This is a genomic window from Verrucomicrobiota bacterium (assembly GCA_021413925.1).
GTDB lineage: Bacteria > Verrucomicrobiota > Verrucomicrobiia > Chthoniobacterales > UBA6821 > UBA6821.
In genome coordinates this window covers 133,809-153,784 of sequence record JAIOPL010000002.1, presented here as the reverse complement: position 1 = coordinate 153,784, position 19,976 = coordinate 133,809, and the positions used below count along the sequence as shown (strand labels likewise).

The following is a 19,976-nucleotide window of genomic DNA, read 5'->3' as shown; positions in this document are numbered from 1 at the left end:
TTTCCCTTTCGGGGAGGTATCCGTAAAGTGAAGCTTCACTCATGAAGGGAAAACCACTGCTTCGACTTGCTATCGTTCTGCTTGTGCTCGCGGCGGTTCTCTGGCCGGTTTGCCGCCTGACACTGCACAGGGCCACTCCGCAAGCAGTGATGCCGATAGCAAGCTCAACGGAGACCCACACATCCTCTACTCCGGATGCCTCTGATCTCTTGAACCTGGGAAAGAGGCCGACACTACGAGCCACACTGCTCCTCCATGCAGCCCCCTCACCACAGCATTGCCTGATCACTCAGGCAGGAAGGAAACTGCTCACCGAGAAAGATCAGATCTCCCGGGGCGAATACCGAACTGCTAGTGAGATAACCAAAGGTGAAGATCTGCTGATCTCCGCGGATTGGGGCGACGAAGAACCACATGCCCTCCGTCTCGAGGTGCTGGTTCATGGCTATCAGGCACCGCTTGAAAAAAGCTTCTGGGGCCAGAAAACCGTGGAGGATACCCTTTCCATTCCCGAGTCCTTCCTGCCATGAGCACACCGCACCATGAGAGAGAGCCGATGCTCCGCATCGAGGATCTGACGGTGAGTTATCACCGGGTTCCCGCGATCCATCACCTCTCGCTCTCACTTTCCTCGGGACACTGCGTGGGTCTTTTCGGTCCGAATGGTGCTGGTAAATCGACACTTCTTAAATCTGTTGCCGGATTGTTAAATCCGGAAACGGGTCGCATCCTCATTGAAGGAATCGCCCTTGATCAAGCGGCCTCCCTCATCGCCTACCTTCCCCAGCGAGAATCGGTGGACTGGGACTTTCCGGTGACAGTACGCGGACTTGTCGAGATGGGGCGCTATCATCAGGTTGGACTTATTGGATCATTTTCCCAACGCGATCAGACGGCCGTTGAGGAGGCTCTGGAACTCTTCAGCCTGACACCGCTGGCACGCCGCCAGATCAAGGAACTCTCCGGAGGCCAGCAGCAGAGGGCCTTCCTCGCGCGTGCCTGGGCCCAGGAGGCAGACCTCTACCTTCTCGACGAGCCGTTCGCTGGACTCGACCGTACCAGCGCAGCAGCCCTAGCATCCGCCCTAGGGACTCTTCGAGAGCGGGGGAAACTCCTGCTAGTCTCACACCATGCCCTGGCAGAAGCAGAGTCCCTCTTCGACACTGCTATCCTACTCAACGGAGAGCTAGTTGCCTGCGGTCCCACATCGGAAGCCCTCAGTCCTCAAAATCTAGAGTGCGCCTATGGCACGGCGATCTACTCCGGGACTCATTATCATTCCTGACGATGAACTGGTTTTCTCATTTTCTCTCCTTGCTGGTTGAGCCGTTCGGCTACTCGTTCATGCAACGAGCGCTTCTCTCCTGCGCACTGATAGGATTCACGAACGGATTTCTCGGGACTTTCATCATCCTGCGGCGCCAGGCCCTACTGGCAGATGCGCTCTCCCATTCCCTCCTGCCGGGCCTTGCTGTGGCAGCAATGATCGTCGGCCTTTCCCCTGGGGGACTGCTCCTGGGGGGATTGATTGCGGCCCTCTTCGTGGCGCTGGGAGCACAGGTCATGGCCAGAAACTCACGCCTGAAGGAAGAGACCGCCGTCGCCTCGCTCTACATCATCGCTTTCGCACTCGGAATCGTTTTGATCCGTTTTGCCAAGGTGAAGGTCGATCTAACCCATTTTCTTTTCGGTAATATCCTGGGTGTCGGTAATGGCGACCTCTGGATTGCCTACGGAGCAGCCTTCTTGACGCTCGGTACCCTAGTACTCTTCCAGCGTCCCCTGCTCCTGACCCTGTTCGACGTGGCGGTAGCTCAGGCCTCTGGTGTCAGAGTGCGATGGGTAGAGACGGGTCTGCTGGCGCTGACCGTTCTAGGTCTAGTTGCCTCATTACAAGCCGTGGGAGTCCTTCTCTCGCTGGGCCTTCTGATCATACCCGCAGCTACGGCCTACCTGTTGACCGATTCGTTCAACAGAATGCTCTGGGGCGGCGCTTTTCTCGGGATGATATGCGCTGTGGGAGGACTCTTTATCTCCTTCTTTGCCAATATTCCTTCGGGCCCCTGTATCGTGATGCTGATGGCCGTGTTTCTGGGGGCCGCGTATCTCTTCTCTCCTCGATACGGAGTGCTTTTCAAACTCATCAGAGGTCGCCACTACCATGAAGAATCTCTGGAACGCTGGGAAGGCCATCAGGGGCACGACCATCAGGTTCCGGAAAAGAGTTCGGATAAGGAATCCAAGCCATGACCGAATCATCACGCCCCTCGACCTCCGCACCCATTGGTGTCTTTGACTCCGGCATCGGCGGACTGACCGTTGTCTCGGAACTCCGCCGCGCCCTTCCGCAGGAGCGAATCCTCTATGTCGGGGATACGGCACGCGTTCCGTACGGAGGCAAGAGCGCCGAAACCGTGACGCGCTATAGTCGTGAGATCTCCGACCTGCTTATTGCCGAGGGTGCCAAGATGATCGTCGTTGCCTGCAATACAGCCTCCGCCCTGGCCGTTCCCTCAATTGCCCCTAATTATCCGATTCCCATGCTCGGCGTGCTGGAGCCCGGTGCCGCCGCCGCCGTCAAGGCGACACGGAGCGGCAGGATCGGGGTGATCGGAACCCGGGCCACCATTGCGAGCGAGGCCTATACGAAGGCGATTGCTCGACTCAATCCTGAGCTTACCATCAATGCCATCGCCTGCCCCCTCTTGGTTCCCCTGATCGAGGAAGGACTGCTTGATGACGAGATCACCGAGGCCGTCCTGCGCCGCTACCTTGTGCCGATGCTGGCGGAAGGCATCGATACATTGGTGCTCGGTTGCACCCATTACCCGCTGCTGAAAGGAGCGATCGCCAGAATTTGCGGGCCCGAGGTATCACTTGTTGATTCTGCGGAAAACTGCGCCCTTGCTGTCAAAGGACTGCTGGATTCCGATCCCGCTAGAGAATTATCTCCGAGACTTGATATCCTACTCACCGATTCCTCTGAGGGTTTCCTTCGGATCGCGGAAAGGTCCCTTGCTCTCACGATCGATTCTCTCTCGGTCAGACGGGTGGGCAATTAGAGCTCCAAATATCATGACACGGAAACAACGCGCGGAGGAACTGGCCCGGGAACTTCCTAAGATCTACCCGGATGCCCACTGCGAACTCGATTTTAAGAACCCACTGGAGCTCCTCGTCGCCACGATCCTCTCAGCCCAGTGCACCGATGTCCGGGTCAATATAGTGACCAAGGCACTCTTCAAACGCTGCAAGGTCGCAAAAGACTACGCTGTAATACCACAAGAAGAACTCGAGGAAATCGTCCGCTCCACAGGCTTCTACCGTAACAAGGCCAAGTCACTTCGCGGCATGGGAGCCGCCCTCGTGGAACGCCATGCTGGAAAAGTCCCCTCTACCATGGAAGAGCTCTCCGCCATTCCCGGGGCGGGGCGCAAGACGGCGAATGTCGTCCTTGGGAATGCATTCCATATCAATGAGGGCGTCGTCGTCGACACCCATGTCGGCAGACTTTCCCTGCGGCTCGGCCTGACAAAAAACACCAATCCTGTGAAGGTCGAGCAGGACCTCATGGAGCTGTTTTTACAAGATTCCTGGACCGACCTCAGCCACTGGCTGATCTGGCACGGACGCCGCCGCTGCAAGGCTCGTAATCCTGACTGCAAGGAATGTGAACTGCGTAGTCTTTGTCCGAGCATTGATAATCCGGACCGATTTCTGCAAAAATAGACATTCATCTGGAACCATCCTGTAAACCATAGACCAATCCTTCCCATGAAAAAAATCATCCTCTCATTCGTAGCCCTAATTCTGCTGATCCTGATCGGCGGAGTCGGCTATATCTACTTCTCTCTGAACACGCTGGTGAAAAAAGCGGTCGAAACCGTCGGCCCAACCATTACCAAGACCCATGTCGGCCTCGCCTCGGCCAATCTCTCTCCCTTCTCGGGAAGCGGCAGACTGAGCGGCTTCGTCATCGGTAATCCCGAGGGCTTCCAGGGACCCTACGCCCTGAAGCTCGGCAGTATCGCGGTAAGCGTCGATAAGTCGACTATCCTGAAGGATACCATCGTCGTGAACTCGATCATCATCCGTAATCCTGCGGTGGCCCTGATCGGAACTCCCTTTGGGAACAACCTCGGCAAACTGCTCCAGAACATCAAATCGGGATCCTCATCAAAATCAAAAGAGGAAAACAGCTCCTCATCAGGAGCATCCAAGAAATTCATCGTCAAGGAAGTCGTGATCTCGGGCGCCAAGGTTGATGTGGCAGCCAGTGCCTTGGATCAGAAGATCCAGCAAACCCTTCCCATTCCAGACATCACCCTCCGGAATATTGGCAGCGATGGGAGCGGAGTTTCGGCACGCGATGTCGCCATGCAAATCATTACCCCGCTACTCAACGCGGCCGCAAAGGAAGGAATCAACACTCTCTCCAAGCAGGGCCTCCGGCAACTTCAGCAAAAGGGCGCCCAAGAACTCGGTAAGGATCTCAACAAGGCTCTGCCGGGACTCTTCAAATAACGCATCAAAGTCTCATCAATCCTTCCAGAAAAAGAGGAGTAAAGTCAGTACCCCGCCTATCGCGTAGAGCATCCAGGTTTCGGAAACCACATAGGGGAAACCCATGATAGCAACCGCCAGTAGCATCGTTTTGAAAGAGGACTGCTTCTTCCCGTAAACGAACGCCCCCAATCCGATCGCCCCGAAGAGAACTTGTCCAAACAGATTAGCGGCGGTGAAAATCACGCCTTTTTAACAAAACAGGCTTTGAGGCCGACGGACATCCCATCGACCTTGCAGGAGATCTCATGATCGCCCTCACCTAGCTTGATGGGCTTGGACTTGGATCCCCCCTTGAGAACGGAGGTGCCCCCCAGTTTGAGATCCTTGATCAGGACGACACAGTCGCCGTCAGCCAACACAACCCCGTAGGCATCTTTGACGATGCGTGGACCATCAGGCACTTCCTCCTCTGGGGCTTTATTCCATTCAAAGCCACAGGTGACGCACTCCCATTTGTCGGGGTGGGCGATCACCTCCTCCATCGTGCACTCAGGGCAGGCGGGCTCGCCCATCAGAGCTTTGCGATGATCGCGTTCAGAGTTTGGCTAGGGCGAAGCGCTGCATTGGCCTTCGCATCGTCGGGTAGGTAGTAGCCGCCGACATCGACAGCCTTCCCCTGCACGGCATTAAGTTCGGCGACGATCTTCTCCTCATTGGCAGTCAGTTCCCCGGCAATCGGAATGAAGAGAGCATTCAATTCGGAATCCTGCGTCTGAGCAGCAAGGGCCTGAGCCCAATAGAGGGCGATGTAGAAGTGGCTGCCACGGTTATCGATGGTGCCAAGCTTGCGTCCGGGAGACTTGTCATTCTCAAGGAACTTGCCGGTCGCCGCATCGAGGGTCTCGGCCAAAACCTTGGCCTTGGCGTTACCGAAGGTTTCGGCGATATGCTCGAAGGAGGGGGCAAGCGCGAAGAACTCGCCTAGGGAATCCCAGCGGAGGTAGTTATCCTCCAGGAACTGCTGCACATGTTTTGGAGCAGATCCTCCGGCACCCGTCTCGAAGAGGCCACCACCGTTCATAAGCGGGACAATGGAGAGCATCTTGGCGCTGGTGCCGACCTCTAGGATCGGGAAGAGATCTGTTAGATAATCGCGCAGCACATTGCCTGTAACCGAGATGGTGTCCTTACCTAGGACGATCCGCTCGAGACTCAGCTTGCAGGCCTCGGCAGGAGGTAAGATGCGGATATCGAGACCCGTGGTATCGTGCTCGGCAAGATAGGTCTTCACCTTGGCAATGATCGCGGTGTCGTGAGCGCGCTTCTCGTCCAGCCAGAAGATGGCAGGATCCCCGGTGGCGCGGGCGCGGTTCACTGCGAGCTTCACCCAATCCTGGATCGGCGCATCCTTGGTCTGACAGGCGCGCCAGATATCCCCCTGCTCAACGGCGGTCTCAAGCAGCACCTTGCCGGAGGCATCCGTGACACGGACGACGCCATTTCCGGGAATCTCGAATGTCTTGTTGTGAGAGCCGTACTCCTCGGCGGCCTGGGCCATGAGACCGACATTCGGAACAGATCCCATGGTCTTCGGATCGAGAGCACCCTGCTTCTTGCAGAAATCAATGACTGCCTGATAGACGCCCGCATAGCAGCTGTCAGGAATGACTGCAAGGGTGTCCTGAGTCTTGCCTGCGGAATCCCACATCTTACCCCCGGCACGGATCATGGCTGGCATCGAGGCATCCACGATGACATCGCTAGGGACATGGAGATTGGTGATTCCCTTGTCGGAGTTGACCATGGCAATCGCCGGTCCATTGGCTAGAGCCTGCTGTATATCGGCCTCAATTGCGGCCTTCTGGTCAGCAGGCAGCGTCTGGATCTTGGCGACAAGATCCCCGAAGCCATTCTTGAAATCGACTCCGAGCTCCTGAATCACCGCAGCGTGTTTGGTGATCAGGTCCTTGAAGAAGACCTCGACCGCATGGCCGAAGATAATCGGGTCGGAGACTTTCATCATTGTCGCCTTCATGTGGAGGGAGAAGAGGACTCCATCCACTTTTGCTCTCGAGATCTGCTCGCCGAGGAAAGCGACAAGGGCCTTCTTGCTCATCACCGTGCTATCGATAATCTCACCGGCCTTAAGCGGGGTCTTCTCCTTGAGAATTTTTGTACTGCCGTCAGCTCCCACGAACTCGATCTTCACATCGGTCGCTGAGGGAACGGTCACTGACTTCTCATTCGAGAAGAAGTCGTTCTTCCCCATGGTAGCCACGCTGGTCTTGGAATCGGGGCTCCATTCACCCATGGAGTGGGGATGCTTGCGAGCGTACTCCTTGACGGCCTTCGGCGCACGACGGTCTGAGTTCCCCTCGCGAAGGACAGGGTTGACGGCGCTCCCCTTGATCTTGTCGTAGCAGGCACGGATCTCATTCTCCGCCTCTGTCTGCGGAGTGTCGGGATAGTCGGGCAGCTTGTAGCCCTTCGACTGCAGTTCGGCGATCGCAGCCTTCAGCTGGGGAATCGAGGCGCTGATGTTCGGAAGCTTGATAATGTTCGCCTCAGGGCGAAGTGTTAGGGCTCCCAATTCAGCAAGAGCGTCATCGATTTTCTGATCCTCAGTCAGGAAATCGGGGAAGGCCGCGATAATGCGACCAGCAAGGGAGATGTCGCGGAGTTCTACGGAGATCCCGGCATGCTTCGTGAAGGCCTGAACAATCGGCAGGAAGGAATAGGTGGCAAGGGCAGGGGCCTCGTCGGTCTTGGTGTAGAAAATGGTAGGCTTGGACATGATGGCGTAGAGAATAAGTGAAGCGTTGGAGTGTTGAAGAGTTAAAAGGCGAAAGAATACAAAAGTAATTCGCAACTTCCACTTTTCCCTAACCCCCTTTCACGCTAGCCTTGGCTGACTATGGGCAAAACGCTTCTTGATAAAGTCTGGGAGGAACACACCGTTCGCACGCTCCCCGACGGTAGGACTCAACTTCTGATCGGCACCCACCTCATCCACGAGGTCACCAGTCCCCAGGCCTTCGGCATGGTACGTGACCTTGGCCTGAAAGTTCTCTATCCGAACCGCACCTTCGCGACCGTCGATCACATCGTCCCGACCGATCAGCGCGCCGAACCCTTCTCCGATCCGCTTGCCGATGCGATGGTGAAGGAACTGCGCAAGAATTGTGCCGAGAGCGGAGTCACCTTCTTTGACCTTCCTTCGGGGAATCAAGGTATCGTCCATATCGTAGGTCCGGAACAGGGGATCACCCAGCCCGGCACCACGATCGCCTGCGGTGACTCCCACACCTCGACCCACGGAGCCTTCGGAGCGATCGCCTTCGGTATCGGCACGAGCCAGGTGCGCGACGTCCTCGCCACCCAGACCATGGCAATCGGGAAGCCCAAGGTCCGCCGCATCAATGTCGACGGAAAGCTCGCCCCCGGCGTCTATTCCAAGGATGTCATTCTCCATATCATCCGTCACCTCGGGGTGAACGGCGGCATCGGCTACGCCTACGAGTTCGCAGGCTCGACATTCGACGCTTTCACCCAGGAAGAACGTATGACCGTCTGCAACATGTCGATTGAGGGCGGGGCCCGCGTCGGCTATGTGAACCCGGACGAGACCACCTTCGAATATCTGCGCGGCCGCCCCTACTCCCCTAAGGGAGCCGAGTGGGATGCGGCAGTCGCACGCTGGAAGGCCGTGGCCTCGGACAAGGATGCCGTTTACGACGACATCGTGAATTTCAAGGCCGAGGAGATTCTCCCTACCATCACCTGGGGGATTACCCCCGGACAGGCGATCTTTATCGATGAGGCGATCCCCAATCCCGACGACCTCCCCGAGAAGGACCGCGCAACCGCCCATGAGGCTATCGAGCACATGAAGCTCACTGCCGGCACCCCTGCGATCGGTATCAAGATCGATGTCGCCTTCCTCGGCAGTTGCACTAACGGACGCCTCTCTGATCTCCAGGAAGTTGCCAAGCATATCCGCGGTCGCAAGGTCGCCTCGCATGTGAAGGCGATAGTCGTTCCCGGATCACAGGGAGTGGCCTCCGTTGCCGAGAAGATGGGACTGGCGGAGATCTTCCGTGAGGCTGGCTTTGAGTGGCGCGGTGCCGGTTGCTCCATGTGCCTTGGCATGAATCCCGACAAACTCGTCGGGGACCAACTCTGCGCCAGCTCCAGCAACCGCAACTTCAAGGGCCGCCAGGGTAGTCCGACCGGACGCACCATGCTCATGAGTCCGCTCATGGTCGCCGCCGCCGCTCTCACCGGCGAAGTAAGCGACGCCCGCAAGGTCTTCGGAATCAACTAAAGGCAAAGGATGAAGGATGAGGTATGAAGTATGAAAAACCTGATTTCCTAACCTTTAAACTTTGAGCAAAACACGCTGTATCCCGTAAGTCCGTACATTCCAATAAATCTAGAAAAATCGGCCCAAGAGCTGCCACCATCCCTCTCCACTCATCCCTCTCCACTCATCCCTTTTCATACTTCATCCTTCATAATTCTTACTTTCCCATTCCATGTCCCTCGAAAAAATCACTCAGATCTCCGGACGCGGCGTCTTCGTCCCCGGCGATGACATCGACACCGACCGTATCATTCCAGCCCGCTTCATGAAGTGCGTCACCTTCGACGGACTTGGAGAGTTCGCCTTTGCCGACGCCAAGCTTGCCGAGAAGGCTGCAGGCAGGCTCCATGCCCTTGATGATTCGCGATTCAACGGAGCCACCATCCTGATCTCCGGATCGAACTTCGGCTGTGGCAGCTCCCGGGAGCATGCCCCTCAGGCCCTCTACCGCTACGGCTTCCGCGCCATCATTGCAGAGAGCTTTGCCGAGATCTTTTTCGGCAACTCGACGACACTTGGCATCCCCTGTGTGAAGATGTCCAAGAATGATATCGCCGATCTCGCGGCGCTCATCGAAAAGAACCCCTCCATTCAAGTCACCATCGATCTCACCGAGAGCAAAGTGACCACCGATGATGTCGATTTCGCAGCCGAGTTCTCGCTCCCGGGACATGCCCGTGAGCCTCTCATGAACGGCCGCTGGGATTCCATCGCCGACCTCGTCGATGGCCTTGAGGATGTGAAGGCCCGCGTCGCGGCGATACCGTATCTCGCTACAAAATAAACCCTTCATGAAAGGAACAAAAAAACTGTTCCGGACGTTTGCAGGTGCTTTTGCTCTCTTGGTATTGGGTATCTCGGAGATGCCTGCAGCCACGTGGTCGTTTGCCGTGGCCGGAGACGACCGAACGGATGTGCGCGCGGACAAGGTCGATCCTACCGGCATTCACACCGAGGCACTAGCCAAGCTGATGCAGGCTCTCTCAACCGCCAAGCCGGCTTTCCTACTCTTCACGGGGGATCTCGTCTATGGAGACACTATGCGGATCCCTAAGAAGATCGCGGAACAGTTCGCTGACTGGAAGAAACTCGTCGCCACGAATGCTCCCGGCCTGACCATCCTTCCTGTAAGAGGTAATCACGAGACGCTTGGGGATATCGAGGGAACCGCCTGGCTGGCTGCCTTCGAACCCGATCTGACTTCCAACAGGGTCAGCTACTTCCCCGGACAAAAAGGCTTCAGCTACTCCTATATCGTCCCGGGCCATCCCGAGACGGCAGTGATTGCGCTCGACCAGTACAATCCAGCCGCTCCTCACAAGGTCGATCTTGTCGGCCTCGCAGCAGCCCTCAAGGAACTGAAGGCCAAGGGCGTGAAGAACATCTTTGTCTATGCCCACGAGGAGGCCTTCACCGCAGGATGTCATCCCGACGCAGACAACATGGCTGCGCACCCCACAGACCGTGACAAATTCCTAGAACTCCTACGCACCAACGGCTGCGAGTATTTCTTTGTCGGCCATGATCACTTCTATGACTGGATGGAGATCCGCAACTGGCGCTGGCCCGCTGACTATGCGCTGAACCAGATCGTGGCCGGGACGGCCGGAGCCCCCTTCTATCCCGACAAGACCTATTTCGGCGCTCATGACGGCTACGAACTGATACGACTCGACCACAGGCAGAACACCTACGGCTATCTCCAGGTCACCGTGAACGATGATCCGAAGCCGGGTGAAAAGCCAGTAAGCGTGAACTTCGTTCCGCTCGCGCTCTGATTCACAGGATCATACGAGCAGGATTTTATCCAAATCAGTCAGAAGTTGAGGCAGTGATTCCTCAATGATTCCCTACACAATCCTATCCTCCACGGTGTCATAGCAGTGAGCTAGAATGTTCCGGAAGGAGATGATCTGACGGTAGTTTGGGATGGCATCCACGAGTTCGGGATCCAGTTTGTAGGAGCGATTGAGAGCCTCCCCGATGATCTCAAAGGATCGCTCCACAGCCAAACGGGTCTTCTCGTCCTCGGAATACTGCTCAAGTTTCAGGCCTGAGACGAACTTCAAGATCTCGCGCCCATGTTTCAGCGCATCTTCCAGATTCTCGCGAAGCTCAGGCTTCATAGACACTGATACCCTGCTCGAGGATATTCCTCTGGAGGGAGGGCCGAGTCACACTGCCGGGAGTCAGCAAATCAACTTTGGAACCAACGGCATCCTGCAACTCATGGAGGAGTCCAAAATAATGATTGGCATATTCCGCAGGCGGCATCTCCTCGAACTGGACTAGTAAATCGAGATCACTTCCCGCACTGGACTCTCCCCGAGCCACAGAACCAAAGACCTTCAGGCTCTTTACCGGACGGCGACTGCACGGTCCTGCAAGGATCTCTTTGAGTTCGGCGAGGGACATGACCTTGCTATACCGCCAAAGAAACGCGAGCGAAAGGGCAAATGCCAGCTTCATTCTTCTGGCACCGCTTCAGAACGAATGAGTCCTTAAAAAAATGAGAATCTGGCAGGCAGGGTTATCCTTCCGCTGCAGGGCGATGGTATTTTAGATGCGGTGCTAGGCGCCCAAGCGCAGCTGTGTGAATCACACTGCAAGCGCAGGGCAACAACGCCCCGCGCTAAAAGACCCAGCCTTTAATCGATGGCGCCGACGGCTTCGCTCACCTCTCCCCGAATATACTCCCGATTGAGCATCGCAATCACGCTCGCCGGGACATTCGCAGGACAGACGGCCTCGCAGGCGTAGTAGTTGGAGCAGTTGCCGAATCCTTCCTCCTGAATGGTGCGGACCATGTTGCGGGCACGGCTCTTGCGCTCGGCCTGGCCCTGAGGCAGGAGTCCAAGATGTGTAACCTTGGCACCGACAAAGAGCATGGGGGAGCTGTTCGGGCAGGCGGCGGCACAGGCTCCGCATCCGATGCAGGCGGCGGCATCCATGGCGGCGTCGGCCACGGGTTTTGGAATCAATGAGGTCGAGGCATCGGGAGCACCACCGGTATGCTCGCTGATGAAGCCACCTGAGCGGATGATGCGATCATAGGCGCTGCGGTTCACCACGAGATCCTTCACGATCGGGAAGGCATCGACGCGGTAGGGCTCGACAGTGATGGTCTGGCCGTTCTGAAACTTGCGCATGTAGACCTGGCAGGCTGCTCCGCGGCCGGGTCCCTGAGGGACGCCGTTGATGACCATGCTGCAGGTACCGCAGATCCCCTCGCGGCAGTCGCTCTCGAAGGCGATCGGTTCCTGACCCTCGGCAATGAAACGGTTATTCACGATGTCGAGCATCTCGAGGAAGGAGCACTCGGAGGGAATCTCTTGGGCGTCGATTTCGACGAATCGGCCCTTACTTGCGATGGAGTCCTGCTTCCAGAGTCTGAGATGAAAATGCATGGTGCTCATAAGAATATGGGGATCGTACGGGCTGGTTACTTGTAGCTGCGGGTCGCTAGGTGGACGGCCTCGTAATGGAGAGGCTCCCTGACGAGTTCAGGTGCATTCCCCTCACCCTGGAACATCCAGGCAAAGACTTCGGCGAACTTGTCATCATGGCGAAGGGCCTCGCCATCCGCCGTCTGGTGCTCGACACGGAAGTGACCGCCGCACGATTCCTCACGGGTCAGGGCGTCGAGGCAGAGCAGCTCGCCGAACTCAAGGAAGTCGGCGACGCGACCGGCGCGCTCGAGGGACTGGTTCAGATCGGCTCCTGTGCCGGGAACGGCGATTTCTTTCCAGAAGCGCTCGCGCAGTGCGCGGATCTCGGCGATCGCCTTTTCCAGACTCTCCTTGCTGCGGGCCATGCCGCACTGATCCCACATGATCAGTCCGAGCAGGCGGTGGAACTCATCGGCAGGGACGCGGCCCTTCACGGCAAGCAGCTTCTCCACGTGCTCGCGGACTTCCTGCTCGGTTTTCTTAAACTCGGGCATGTCGGTCGAGATCTTCTTTCCAAATTGGGTGGAGAGATACTCGCCAAGGGTATTCGGAATGACGAAGTAGCCGTCGGCCAGTCCCTGCATGAGGGCCGAGGCACCAAGGCGGTTGGCGCCATGGTCTGAGAAGTTCGCCTCACCCAGCACATGGAGGCCTGGGATGGTGCTCATGAGGTTATAATCCACCCAGAGTCCACCCATCGTGTAGTGGAGGGCAGGATAGATGCGCATAGGGCGCTCATAGGCATTCTCACCCGTGATGTTCTGATACATCTCGAAGAGGTTGCCGTAGCGTTCCTGAATGGCGTGCTTGCCGAGGCGCTTGATGGCATCCGCAAAATCGAGATAGACGCCGAGTCCTCCGGGGCCGACACCTCGGCCCTCGTCGCAGGCTTCCTTGGCACTACGGGAGGCGATGTCGCGGGGAGCGAGGTTGCCGTAGCTGGGGTACTTCCTCTCAAGATAGTAATCGCGCTCTTCCTCGGGAATATCCTTCGGGGCGCGGGTATCGCCCTTGGCCTTAGGAACCCAGACGCGGCCGTCGTTGCGGAGGGACTCGGACATGAGGGTCAACTTCGACTGATAGTCGCCGGCGACCGGGATGCAGGTGGGATGGATCTGGGTGTAGCAGGGATTTGCGAAGGCGGCACCCCGCTTGTAGGCGCGCCAGGTGGCGGTGACGTTCGACCCGCGGGCGTTCGTCGAGAGGTAATAGACGTTGCTGTAGCCCCCGGTGCAGAGCAGGACGGTGTCGGCCGCATGGCTGGTGATCTCGCCGGTAATGAGGTCGCGGGTGACGATCCCCTTCGCGTGTCCATCAACAAGGACAAGATCGAGCATCTCGGAGTTCTCATGCATCTTGACCCGGCCAAGCCCGATCTGGGCACTCAGAGCGGAGTAGGCACCGAGGAGAAGCTGCTGGCCAGTCTGGCCCTTCGCATAGAATGTGCGTGAGACTTGGGCGCCGCCGAAGGAGCGGTTCGCAAGCTCGCCACCGTACTCACGGGCGAAGGGGACACCTTGGGAGACGCACTCGTCGATGATGGTGCCGCTGACCTCGGCAAGGCGGTAGACATTCGCCTCGCGTGCGCGGAAGTCCCCTCCCTTGATCGTGTCGTAGAACAGGCGCCAGACGCTGTCTCCGTCGTTTTGGTAATTCTTGGCGGCATTGATGCCACCCTGCGCTGCGATGGAGTGGGCGCGACGAGGGCTGTCGTGGAAGCAGAAGGTCTCCACCTCATAGCCGAGCTCGGCAAGTGTGGCGGATGCGGAGGAACCGGCGAGTCCGGTGCCGACGACGATAACCTTGAACTTCCGCTTGTTGGCCGGGCTGATGAGCTTGGCGTTGTTCTTGAACGAGGTCCATTTCTTCTCAATCGGACCTTCGGGGATTTTGGCATCAAGAATCATGGTCGTGAAAGGTCGTGGGGTTTAGGGAATTCCTTAGCGGCAGAGGGCGCAGGCGGGGATATAGCGGAGGATGCCGAAGAAGACGGCAAGAGGTATGGAGACGTATCCGGCGAAAATGATCCAGGCAATGGCGCGGCCCCCTTTCTCGAAGAGCGGGCGCATCGTCGCTGTGGTGATCCCGAGCGTCTGGAAGAGACTGGCGATGCCGTGACTCAGGTGCATGGCCAGGAGGCCGATCGCGAGGAGATAGAAGCCGGTCACGAAGGGGCTGGAGAACCCGGCGATAACCATGCGGTAGACGTCGTGTCGCCCCTGCTCATCGACCCAGGTCTTGTATTCGGGGGTGAAGGCCTGCCAGGTGAACTCGGCCAGATGGAAGAGGACAAAGGCGAGGACGACCAGGCCGGAGAGACGCATCAGACGGGCGTAGACCGTGGTCTGAAGGTCGTTCTTCACCGCATACTTCTGCGGCCGGGCGGCCAGATTCTCACGCCAGAGGGAAATCGTGAACCAGATGTGGAGAAAGACTGCGAGCAGAAGGCCGATCCGGGCCACCCAAAGGAGCGCGCCGAGGTCCTGAAGCTTCGCGGCGTAGGCATTGATGGCCTCGGGGCCGAGGAAGATGGAGAGATTCCCGAGCAGGTGGGCGATGACAAAAAGGATAAGGATGATGCCGGTGATTGCGACGATCCATTTGCGGCCGATCGAACTGGATAAAAGAGGGATGCAGCAGCCGCAGGATTTCTTCGCCGCTTTCGATGGGGTGGCCGGACTGGTCATGGAATAAGTGGTATAGGGAAAATCCATGTCAGGTTCAAAGCGGAAACATGCTAAAGAGAAAAAAACCGGAATGATCCTAAATATCCAAAATTTCCTCGGAAAGCGTTTCCACGATTTCCCGGCTCCTGTTAAGTGAAGAGTGCTCCCATGACCGCCGACTTGGATACTCCCCTCAATAATGACAAGGAATTGGTCGCGCGCACCCAGGGGGGTGACCCGGGAGCTTTCGACGAACTGATCGTCAAATACACGCCACGGCTCTACGGGCTCGTCTATCACATGACCTCCAATCACGAGGACACGAACGATCTGCTGCAGGATATTTTTTCAAAGGCCTACCGCTCGATGGCGAACTTCCGGGGCAACTCGAGCTTCTATACCTGGATGCACTCGATCGCCGTAAACATGACGATCAACTTCCTCAAGAAGCGCAACCGCCGACAGCATCCCAGCCTGAACGATCCAGACAGCAACATCGAAAACGACCCGGACTTCATCGCGGCAACAAGCAATGGAGACCCGACCAAGGAGGTTTCAATCCATGAACTGCAAAAAAAATTGAACACCGCCATGCAAAAGCTGTCTCATGACCATAGAATCGTCGTGACCATGTTCGATATCCAAGGAGTACCCCATGCAGAAATCGCCAAAATCCTCAAGATCTCAGAGGGAACAGTCCGTTCCCGACTCTTTTACGCACACCGCCAGTTGCAAAACTTCCTGCATGAGTTTAAGAGGAACTAGTAACGAATCACTGACCCGAAAAGATACGCCATGAGTCACGAACCAATGCACAAGGTCATCAAGCTCAAGCGCTACGAACAGCCTCCCGAAGGGTACTATGAGGATTTTCTGCGTGAGTTTCACAGACGTCAACGGGCCGAGCTCCTCAATCCCTCCCTCTCCACGCTCCTTCTGGAGCGACTCTCCGGCCTGTTTTCCGAGTTGAGGGTGCCCGCAATGGCCTTTGCCGGGGCAGCAGTGATCGCTGTAATAGCCAGTATTGCCATCATACGCGAAACACCAAGGCAGGCGACTCCCCGCGCCTATTCCGTTTCCTACAATCCAACCGTGCCCTATTCTCAAGTGCCGGTGACTATTCAGAACGTTCAGAATATGCAGCCCGTCTCGCTAAGGGTGGAGATGCCCACCTCCAGCAAGCCTCAGGGGGGTTCCATGCTCTTCCCTCCCTCTTACCTCTTGCAAGCCCGACCGGCGAACCATGAATCGCCGCTCAGTTTCTGATCTGGCCTCTGATCGCGCCTTAGCGTCAGCGCACCTGAAGAGGCTGCTGATGCTGCCCCTCTTCCTTCTCGCGTTTTCCCTTTCCTCCTCATCCACCTCATCCGCCTCATCAGTCATTGCCTCCACACCCGGCGCAACGGGAGAGTTAAAACGGACGTCAACCGGAACGCCTTCTCTCTCATCCAGGGCTGCCTCGGCGATCAGCAGCGCAAGCATTCAACGCACAGGAGCAGTCGTCAGAGTGCGCGGCACTGATGCCCGTGGTGAACTCAATGGAACCGGCTTCTTCGTCGATCCAACCGGCACGATCTGCACAGTGGCCGATCTGGTCAAGGGATCGGACTCCATCGTGATCGTGAAGGGTGGAAAGGCATATCCCTGCAAAATCCTGGCCCTCGATGAAGGAAGCGGAACCGCTTTTCTCAAACTGATCGGGGAGATGCCTCACTCCGGCGAAAACTTCCTTTCTCCCCGAGCCCTCCCCACGCCGTATCCCTTCACCCCGGCCATCGCAATCGGGTATCCTAGGGAGGAAGATCCATCCATCTCGGTCGGCATGATCACAGGAACAAAAAGCCACGAGGGGGACTACTTCTTTCGTGTGCCTCAACACATGGCCAAAATCCTTCTCACGGAGGGTGAGGCTGGATCCCCCGTCTTTGATCTCGACGGACACCTGATCGGAATGGTCCTTGCCGGCAACTCACAGGCCGGCGATTGCCGAATCCTGCCTTCGGGAGCAATCGAAAAACTCCATATGGATCTTCTCCGCTTCGGCCAACTCCACCAAGGATGGGTTGGCGCGGTGGTGGAGGAAGCCGCCGTTCCGGAGGGCAGCTCCAGCACACGGATCGCTGCCGTGGAACCGGGCAGCCCCGCCGAAGCTGCCGGATTGCAATCCGGAGACATGATTCTAGCACTTGGCACCAGGCGGATCACGCAACCGGACACATTGCTTGAAGCCTCATTCTATCTGACGGCCGGAGAGAGCGTCCCCATGACTATCTGGCGCGGCGGAAAAATCAGTCATGTCGCAATCCACTGCGTTACTCCCCCGGAGGCGAAAAACTATTCCACGGCACCCTGATCCCAAGACGGCGCTTCCTTAACAGAGCGGGAGCGAGGTATTTTGAGGATGACCTGCGACGATGATCGGGGATAGATTGTAGATTCTCTTTCCAATCTTTCACTTTCACAGGGGGGTATAGCTCAGCGGTTAGAGCAGCCGGCTCATAACTGGTTGGTCCCTGGTTCAAATCCAGGTGCCCCTACTTCTCACGAGAATCACGCTCCCACAGTTCCCCAGCTGCCCATGCATTCCCGTCACCGTCGGAGGAAAAGATCAGGCTTCCAGCTGATCATCACATGGTTGGTGATCTCTCTACTGCTTCTGGGCACGGCAGGATTCTTCACTCAGTGGAAGAAGACGCGTCTCGCTGACCTCGAAGCTGGCAGCGGCCTAATGCTCCTACCCCAGGGCGAAATGGAGTTTGCCGATCGGGGTGATGGCCCGGCGGCGCTCGTGATCCACGGATCTCCCGGGGGCTATGATCAGGGTTTGGCCTTTGGCAAGGAACTTGCCAAACGCAGCTTCCGCATCATTTCGATCTCTCGGCCCGGTTACCTTCGCACGCCCTTGCTCACGGGTCTGACTGCGGCGGATCAGGCGGATGCCATTGACGCACTCCTGCAAGGTCTCAATGTCCGCCGTTGTGCCGTACTTGGGGTCTCGGAAGGCTCACCTTGCGCCCTCCAACTGGCGGCCCGTCACCCAGAGAGGGTAGGCTCCCTGGTCTTGCTATCACCCATCGCGGAGAGTCTCACCGGTCCTCCGATTGCCTCCATCGGGTACCACCTCTTCCATGATCTCACCGGGGACTTCGGATGCTGGCTCCTGATGCTCCATCTCAAGATCAATCCCTCGCAGGTCTTTGCCGAAATGATGAAGATCGGATCATCACTCAAGCCCAGTGGATGTGACGCTCTTGCCTCCGAGGCCATGGCCTCCCCGGACCAACGATCCTTCCTCAGCGCACTGGCCCGGAGCATTACTCCCCTCTCGCCACGGGAACCTGGGATTATCAACGACAATGCCCAACTCAAGGACATCCCGTTAATCGCCAAGGATTCCATCCGGGTTCCCACTCTCCTGCTTATAGGAGAGCATGACAGTGGTTCTCCCTATGCGGCTCAGCTCAGGCTGGCCTCGCAGATAACTGACTCCAGAATACTGTTCAGTGAGCAGGCAGGACACATCCTGCCAATCGGCGCGAAATACGCTCGGAATTGGGATTCCATCGCCAACTTCATGAAGTCTCCCGCTTTTTCCTCAATCCCGCGAACTCCGATCCCTGCCGAGAAATCGAGATAATCAACGGAGTCCCAAAAATCGCCCAAAGAGAGCTGGAAAGCAGTCCCTGGATCGTCTTTAATCCAGTTCCGTGAGCACGAGCACCATCTACGAAGCACCAGACGCACTGGGTCGAACCCAACAAGCCATCCAGGAGCATGGAGCTCATCTCCCTGCCAGCGAGCTGCTGGGAGAAACGATGTCACTGAACTTCGGTCCCTCACACCCCTCCACGCATGGAGTGTTCCGAATCGTTCTTGATCTTGACGGCGAGTTGATCACCAAGGCGAAGCCTGAGGTCGGCTATTTGCACCGCGGCGACGAAAAGATCGCTGAGAACATGCAGTACAACCAGTTCGTTCCCTATACGGACCGGCTTGATTATCTCGCCCCCCTTGCCAATAACGTCGCTTACGCCCTAGCGGTTGAGAAGCTCATGGGCTGGGAGCTGCCTCCTCGCGGCAAGGCCATCCGCGTCATCTGCTGCGAGCTTGCCCGCATTTCCGCCCATCTGCTCGGACTGGGCGCAAGCTCCATGGACATTGGGGCGATCACCGTCTTCATCTACACCTTCACGGAGCGGGAAAAGATCTACAATCTCTGCGAGCTTCTCACAGGCGCCCGATTTACCACCAGCTACACCCGTGTCGGAGGCCAGGTGCGCGATCTGCCCGAGAAGTTCCCGGCGCTTCTCAGGGAATTTCTTGACTCCTTCCCGATCGCACTTAACGAGATCTCCAATCTCCTGACACGCAATCCGATCTTCATCGACCGCACGCGCAACATTGGCATCATCTCCAAGGAGGATGCCATCGCTTACGGCCTCACGGGACCCATGCTCCGCGGTTCCGGCGTCGACTATGATGTCCGCAAGGCCCATCCTTATCTCGACTACGAGAAGTATGACTTCGACATCCCCGTTGGCACAGTAGGCGATTGCTACGACCGCTACCTAGTCCGCATCGAGGAGATGCGCCAGAGCTTGAGCATCCTCCGTCAGGCGATCGATACGATTCCTGAGGGCCCCATCAATGTGGTGGACGGCAAGAGCACCCTTCCTCCCAAGGAAGAGGTCCTCAAGGAAATGGAACAGCTCATCCATCACTTCATTATCACCACAGAGGGAATCGACGCGCCCGCTGGCGAGATCTACTCAAGCTGTGAGAACCCCAAGGGAGAACTTGGATTCTATATTCACAGCCTGGGTGGAGGCGTCCCCAACCGTCTGCATATCCGCGCACCGTCGTTCGTGAACCTCAGTATCGTTCCGAAGCTGCTACCCGGACATATGGTCGGCGATGTCGTCACGATCCTAGGATCGATCGACATGGTCTTCGGCGAGTGCGACCGGTAGGCGCCCGAAAGGCGCTAGGAAA

The 19,976-nt window shown here is 57.2% G+C and carries 22 protein-coding genes and 1 tRNA gene; 15 read left to right on the top strand and 8 right to left on the bottom strand.

Annotated features, from left to right (window positions below):
- The first annotated feature begins 41 nt into the window (after positions 1–41).
- The 6 genes from K8R57_01520 to K8R57_01495 are packed head-to-tail and all read left to right on the top strand — an operon-like array spanning position 42 to position 4,524.
- On the top strand, positions 42–530 hold the full coding sequence (locus K8R57_01520) for a hypothetical protein (GenBank protein MCE9586976.1): 489 nt from the start codon (positions 42–44) through the stop codon (positions 528–530).
- Positions 527–1,285 (top strand): metal ABC transporter ATP-binding protein, encoded by a 759-nt coding sequence (locus tag K8R57_01515; GenBank protein MCE9586975.1) that lies wholly within the window; start codon positions 527–529, stop codon positions 1,283–1,285. Before K8R57_01520 ends, K8R57_01515 begins: the two co-directional genes overlap by 4 nt.
- Positions 1,286–1,287: 2 nt before the next feature.
- Positions 1,288–2,250, top strand: coding sequence for a metal ABC transporter permease (locus K8R57_01510; GenBank protein MCE9586974.1), 963 nt, complete (start codon positions 1,288–1,290; stop codon positions 2,248–2,250).
- On the top strand, positions 2,247–3,062 hold the full coding sequence (gene murI, locus K8R57_01505) for a glutamate racemase (GenBank protein MCE9586973.1): 816 nt from the start codon (positions 2,247–2,249) through the stop codon (positions 3,060–3,062). Before K8R57_01510 ends, murI begins: the two co-directional genes overlap by 4 nt.
- A gap of 13 nt (positions 3,063–3,075) precedes the next feature.
- Positions 3,076–3,729: an endonuclease III gene (nth, locus tag K8R57_01500; protein MCE9586972.1), complete on the top strand. Its 654-nt coding sequence runs from the start codon at positions 3,076–3,078 to the stop codon at positions 3,727–3,729.
- Positions 3,730–3,774: 45 nt separating this feature from the next.
- Positions 3,775–4,524: a hypothetical protein gene (locus K8R57_01495; GenBank protein ID MCE9586971.1), complete on the top strand. Its 750-nt coding sequence runs from the start codon at positions 3,775–3,777 to the stop codon at positions 4,522–4,524.
- A gap of 15 nt (positions 4,525–4,539) precedes the next feature.
- Here the strand turns inward: K8R57_01495 and K8R57_01490 are convergent, their stop codons facing one another.
- Genes K8R57_01490 through K8R57_01480 form a run of 3 tightly spaced genes read right to left on the bottom strand, consistent with a single transcriptional unit; the run spans position 4,540 to position 7,300 of the window.
- Complete coding sequence (locus K8R57_01490; protein MCE9586970.1) at positions 4,540–4,746, bottom strand: hypothetical protein; 207 nt, start codon at positions 4,744–4,746, stop codon at positions 4,540–4,542.
- Positions 4,746–5,078 carry an alkylphosphonate utilization protein gene (locus K8R57_01485; GenBank protein ID MCE9586969.1) on the bottom strand — a complete coding sequence of 111 codons (333 nt, stop codon included), beginning with the start codon at positions 5,076–5,078 and terminating at the stop codon, positions 4,746–4,748. Before K8R57_01485 ends, K8R57_01490 begins: the two co-directional genes overlap by 1 nt.
- A complete protein-coding gene (locus K8R57_01480; GenBank protein MCE9586968.1) occupies positions 5,078–7,300 on the bottom strand; it encodes an NADP-dependent isocitrate dehydrogenase in 2,223 nt (740 codons plus the stop codon). The genes K8R57_01485 and K8R57_01480 overlap by 1 nt, the downstream gene beginning before the upstream one ends.
- Before the next feature lie 120 nt (positions 7,301–7,420).
- Between K8R57_01480 and leuC the strand changes: the two genes are divergently transcribed.
- From leuC to K8R57_01465, 3 genes are all read left to right on the top strand, one after another.
- Positions 7,421–8,830, top strand: coding sequence for a 3-isopropylmalate dehydratase large subunit (leuC, locus tag K8R57_01475; protein ID MCE9586967.1), 1,410 nt, complete (start codon positions 7,421–7,423; stop codon positions 8,828–8,830).
- 211 nt (positions 8,831–9,041) lie between these two features.
- Positions 9,042–9,653, top strand: a complete 612-nt coding sequence (gene leuD / locus K8R57_01470) for a 3-isopropylmalate dehydratase small subunit (GenBank protein MCE9586966.1) — start codon at positions 9,042–9,044, stop codon at positions 9,651–9,653.
- 7 nt (positions 9,654–9,660) lie between these two features.
- Positions 9,661–10,647 (top strand): metallophosphoesterase, encoded by a 987-nt coding sequence (locus K8R57_01465; protein MCE9586965.1) that lies wholly within the window; start codon positions 9,661–9,663, stop codon positions 10,645–10,647.
- A gap of 72 nt (positions 10,648–10,719) precedes the next feature.
- On the opposite strand, the gene K8R57_01460 is transcribed toward K8R57_01465, so the two are convergent.
- The 5 genes from K8R57_01460 to K8R57_01440 form a co-directional block, all read right to left on the bottom strand.
- A complete protein-coding gene (locus tag K8R57_01460) occupies positions 10,720–10,995 on the bottom strand; it encodes a DUF86 domain-containing protein (protein ID MCE9586964.1) in 276 nt (91 codons plus the stop codon).
- Positions 10,985–11,284, bottom strand: a complete 300-nt coding sequence (locus K8R57_01455; protein MCE9586963.1) for a nucleotidyltransferase domain-containing protein — start codon at positions 11,282–11,284, stop codon at positions 10,985–10,987. The genes K8R57_01460 and K8R57_01455 overlap by 11 nt, the downstream gene beginning before the upstream one ends.
- 233 nt (positions 11,285–11,517) lie before the next feature.
- Positions 11,518–12,276 (bottom strand): succinate dehydrogenase/fumarate reductase iron-sulfur subunit, encoded by a 759-nt coding sequence (locus tag K8R57_01450; protein ID MCE9586962.1) that lies wholly within the window; start codon positions 12,274–12,276, stop codon positions 11,518–11,520.
- Between the two features lie 35 nt (positions 12,277–12,311).
- Positions 12,312–14,225 carry a fumarate reductase/succinate dehydrogenase flavoprotein subunit gene (locus tag K8R57_01445; GenBank protein ID MCE9586961.1) on the bottom strand — a complete coding sequence of 638 codons (1,914 nt, stop codon included), beginning with the start codon at positions 14,223–14,225 and terminating at the stop codon, positions 12,312–12,314.
- 33 nt (positions 14,226–14,258) lie between these two features.
- Entirely contained in the window at positions 14,259–15,005 is a 747-nt protein-coding gene (locus K8R57_01440; protein ID MCE9586960.1) for a succinate dehydrogenase cytochrome b subunit, read from the bottom strand.
- A gap of 147 nt (positions 15,006–15,152) precedes the next feature.
- On the opposite strand from K8R57_01440, the gene K8R57_01435 reads away from it, so the two are divergent.
- The 6 genes from K8R57_01435 (at position 15,153) to nuoD (ending at position 19,954) form a co-directional block, all read left to right on the top strand.
- Positions 15,153–15,749 (top strand): sigma-70 family RNA polymerase sigma factor, encoded by a 597-nt coding sequence (locus K8R57_01435; GenBank protein MCE9586959.1) that lies wholly within the window; start codon positions 15,153–15,155, stop codon positions 15,747–15,749.
- A gap of 30 nt (positions 15,750–15,779) precedes the next feature.
- On the top strand, positions 15,780–16,250 hold the full coding sequence (locus K8R57_01430; protein ID MCE9586958.1) for a hypothetical protein: 471 nt from the start codon (positions 15,780–15,782) through the stop codon (positions 16,248–16,250).
- A complete protein-coding gene (locus tag K8R57_01425; protein ID MCE9586957.1) occupies positions 16,228–17,337 on the top strand; it encodes a S1C family serine protease in 1,110 nt (369 codons plus the stop codon). Before K8R57_01430 ends, K8R57_01425 begins: the two co-directional genes overlap by 23 nt.
- Before the next feature lie 111 nt (positions 17,338–17,448).
- Positions 17,449–17,521 (top strand) — tRNA-Ile (locus K8R57_01420).
- 41 nt (positions 17,522–17,562) lie between these two features.
- Positions 17,563–18,621, top strand: coding sequence for an alpha/beta hydrolase (locus tag K8R57_01415; protein MCE9586956.1), 1,059 nt, complete (start codon positions 17,563–17,565; stop codon positions 18,619–18,621).
- 70 nt (positions 18,622–18,691) lie between these two features.
- Positions 18,692–19,954, top strand: a complete 1,263-nt coding sequence (nuoD, locus tag K8R57_01410; GenBank protein MCE9586955.1) for an NADH dehydrogenase (quinone) subunit D — start codon at positions 18,692–18,694, stop codon at positions 19,952–19,954.
- Positions 19,955–19,976 lie beyond the last annotated feature (22 nt).

Coding starts and splice junctions, on each gene's coding strand:
- K8R57_01520 (MCE9586976.1), top strand. CDS start 42: ATGAAGGGAAAACCACTGCTTCGACTTGCTATCGTTCTGCTTGTGCTC.
- K8R57_01515 (MCE9586975.1), top strand. CDS start 527: ATGAGCACACCGCACCATGAGAGAGAGCCGATGCTCCGCATCGAGGAT.
- K8R57_01510 (MCE9586974.1), top strand. CDS start 1,288: ATGAACTGGTTTTCTCATTTTCTCTCCTTGCTGGTTGAGCCGTTCGGC.
- murI (MCE9586973.1), top strand. CDS start 2,247: ATGACCGAATCATCACGCCCCTCGACCTCCGCACCCATTGGTGTCTTT.
- nth (MCE9586972.1), top strand. CDS start 3,076: ATGACACGGAAACAACGCGCGGAGGAACTGGCCCGGGAACTTCCTAAG.
- K8R57_01495 (MCE9586971.1), top strand. CDS start 3,775: ATGAAAAAAATCATCCTCTCATTCGTAGCCCTAATTCTGCTGATCCTG.
- K8R57_01485 (MCE9586969.1), bottom strand. CDS start 5,078: ATGGGCGAGCCCGCCTGCCCTGAGTGCACGATGGAGGAGGTGATCGCC.
- K8R57_01480 (MCE9586968.1), bottom strand. CDS start 7,300: ATGTCCAAGCCTACCATTTTCTACACCAAGACCGACGAGGCCCCTGCC.
- leuC (MCE9586967.1), top strand. CDS start 7,421: ATGGGCAAAACGCTTCTTGATAAAGTCTGGGAGGAACACACCGTTCGC.
- leuD (MCE9586966.1), top strand. CDS start 9,042: ATGTCCCTCGAAAAAATCACTCAGATCTCCGGACGCGGCGTCTTCGTC.
- K8R57_01465 (MCE9586965.1), top strand. CDS start 9,661: ATGAAAGGAACAAAAAAACTGTTCCGGACGTTTGCAGGTGCTTTTGCT.
- K8R57_01460 (MCE9586964.1), bottom strand. CDS start 10,995: ATGAAGCCTGAGCTTCGCGAGAATCTGGAAGATGCGCTGAAACATGGG.
- K8R57_01455 (MCE9586963.1), bottom strand. CDS start 11,284: ATGTCCCTCGCCGAACTCAAAGAGATCCTTGCAGGACCGTGCAGTCGC.
- K8R57_01450 (MCE9586962.1), bottom strand. CDS start 12,276: ATGCATTTTCATCTCAGACTCTGGAAGCAGGACTCCATCGCAAGTAAG.
- K8R57_01445 (MCE9586961.1), bottom strand. CDS start 14,225: ATGATTCTTGATGCCAAAATCCCCGAAGGTCCGATTGAGAAGAAATGG.
- K8R57_01440 (MCE9586960.1), bottom strand. CDS start 15,005: ATGACCAGTCCGGCCACCCCATCGAAAGCGGCGAAGAAATCCTGCGGC.
- K8R57_01435 (MCE9586959.1), top strand. CDS start 15,153: ATGACCGCCGACTTGGATACTCCCCTCAATAATGACAAGGAATTGGTC.
- K8R57_01430 (MCE9586958.1), top strand. CDS start 15,780: ATGAGTCACGAACCAATGCACAAGGTCATCAAGCTCAAGCGCTACGAA.
- K8R57_01425 (MCE9586957.1), top strand. CDS start 16,228: ATGAATCGCCGCTCAGTTTCTGATCTGGCCTCTGATCGCGCCTTAGCG.
- K8R57_01415 (MCE9586956.1), top strand. CDS start 17,563: ATGCATTCCCGTCACCGTCGGAGGAAAAGATCAGGCTTCCAGCTGATC.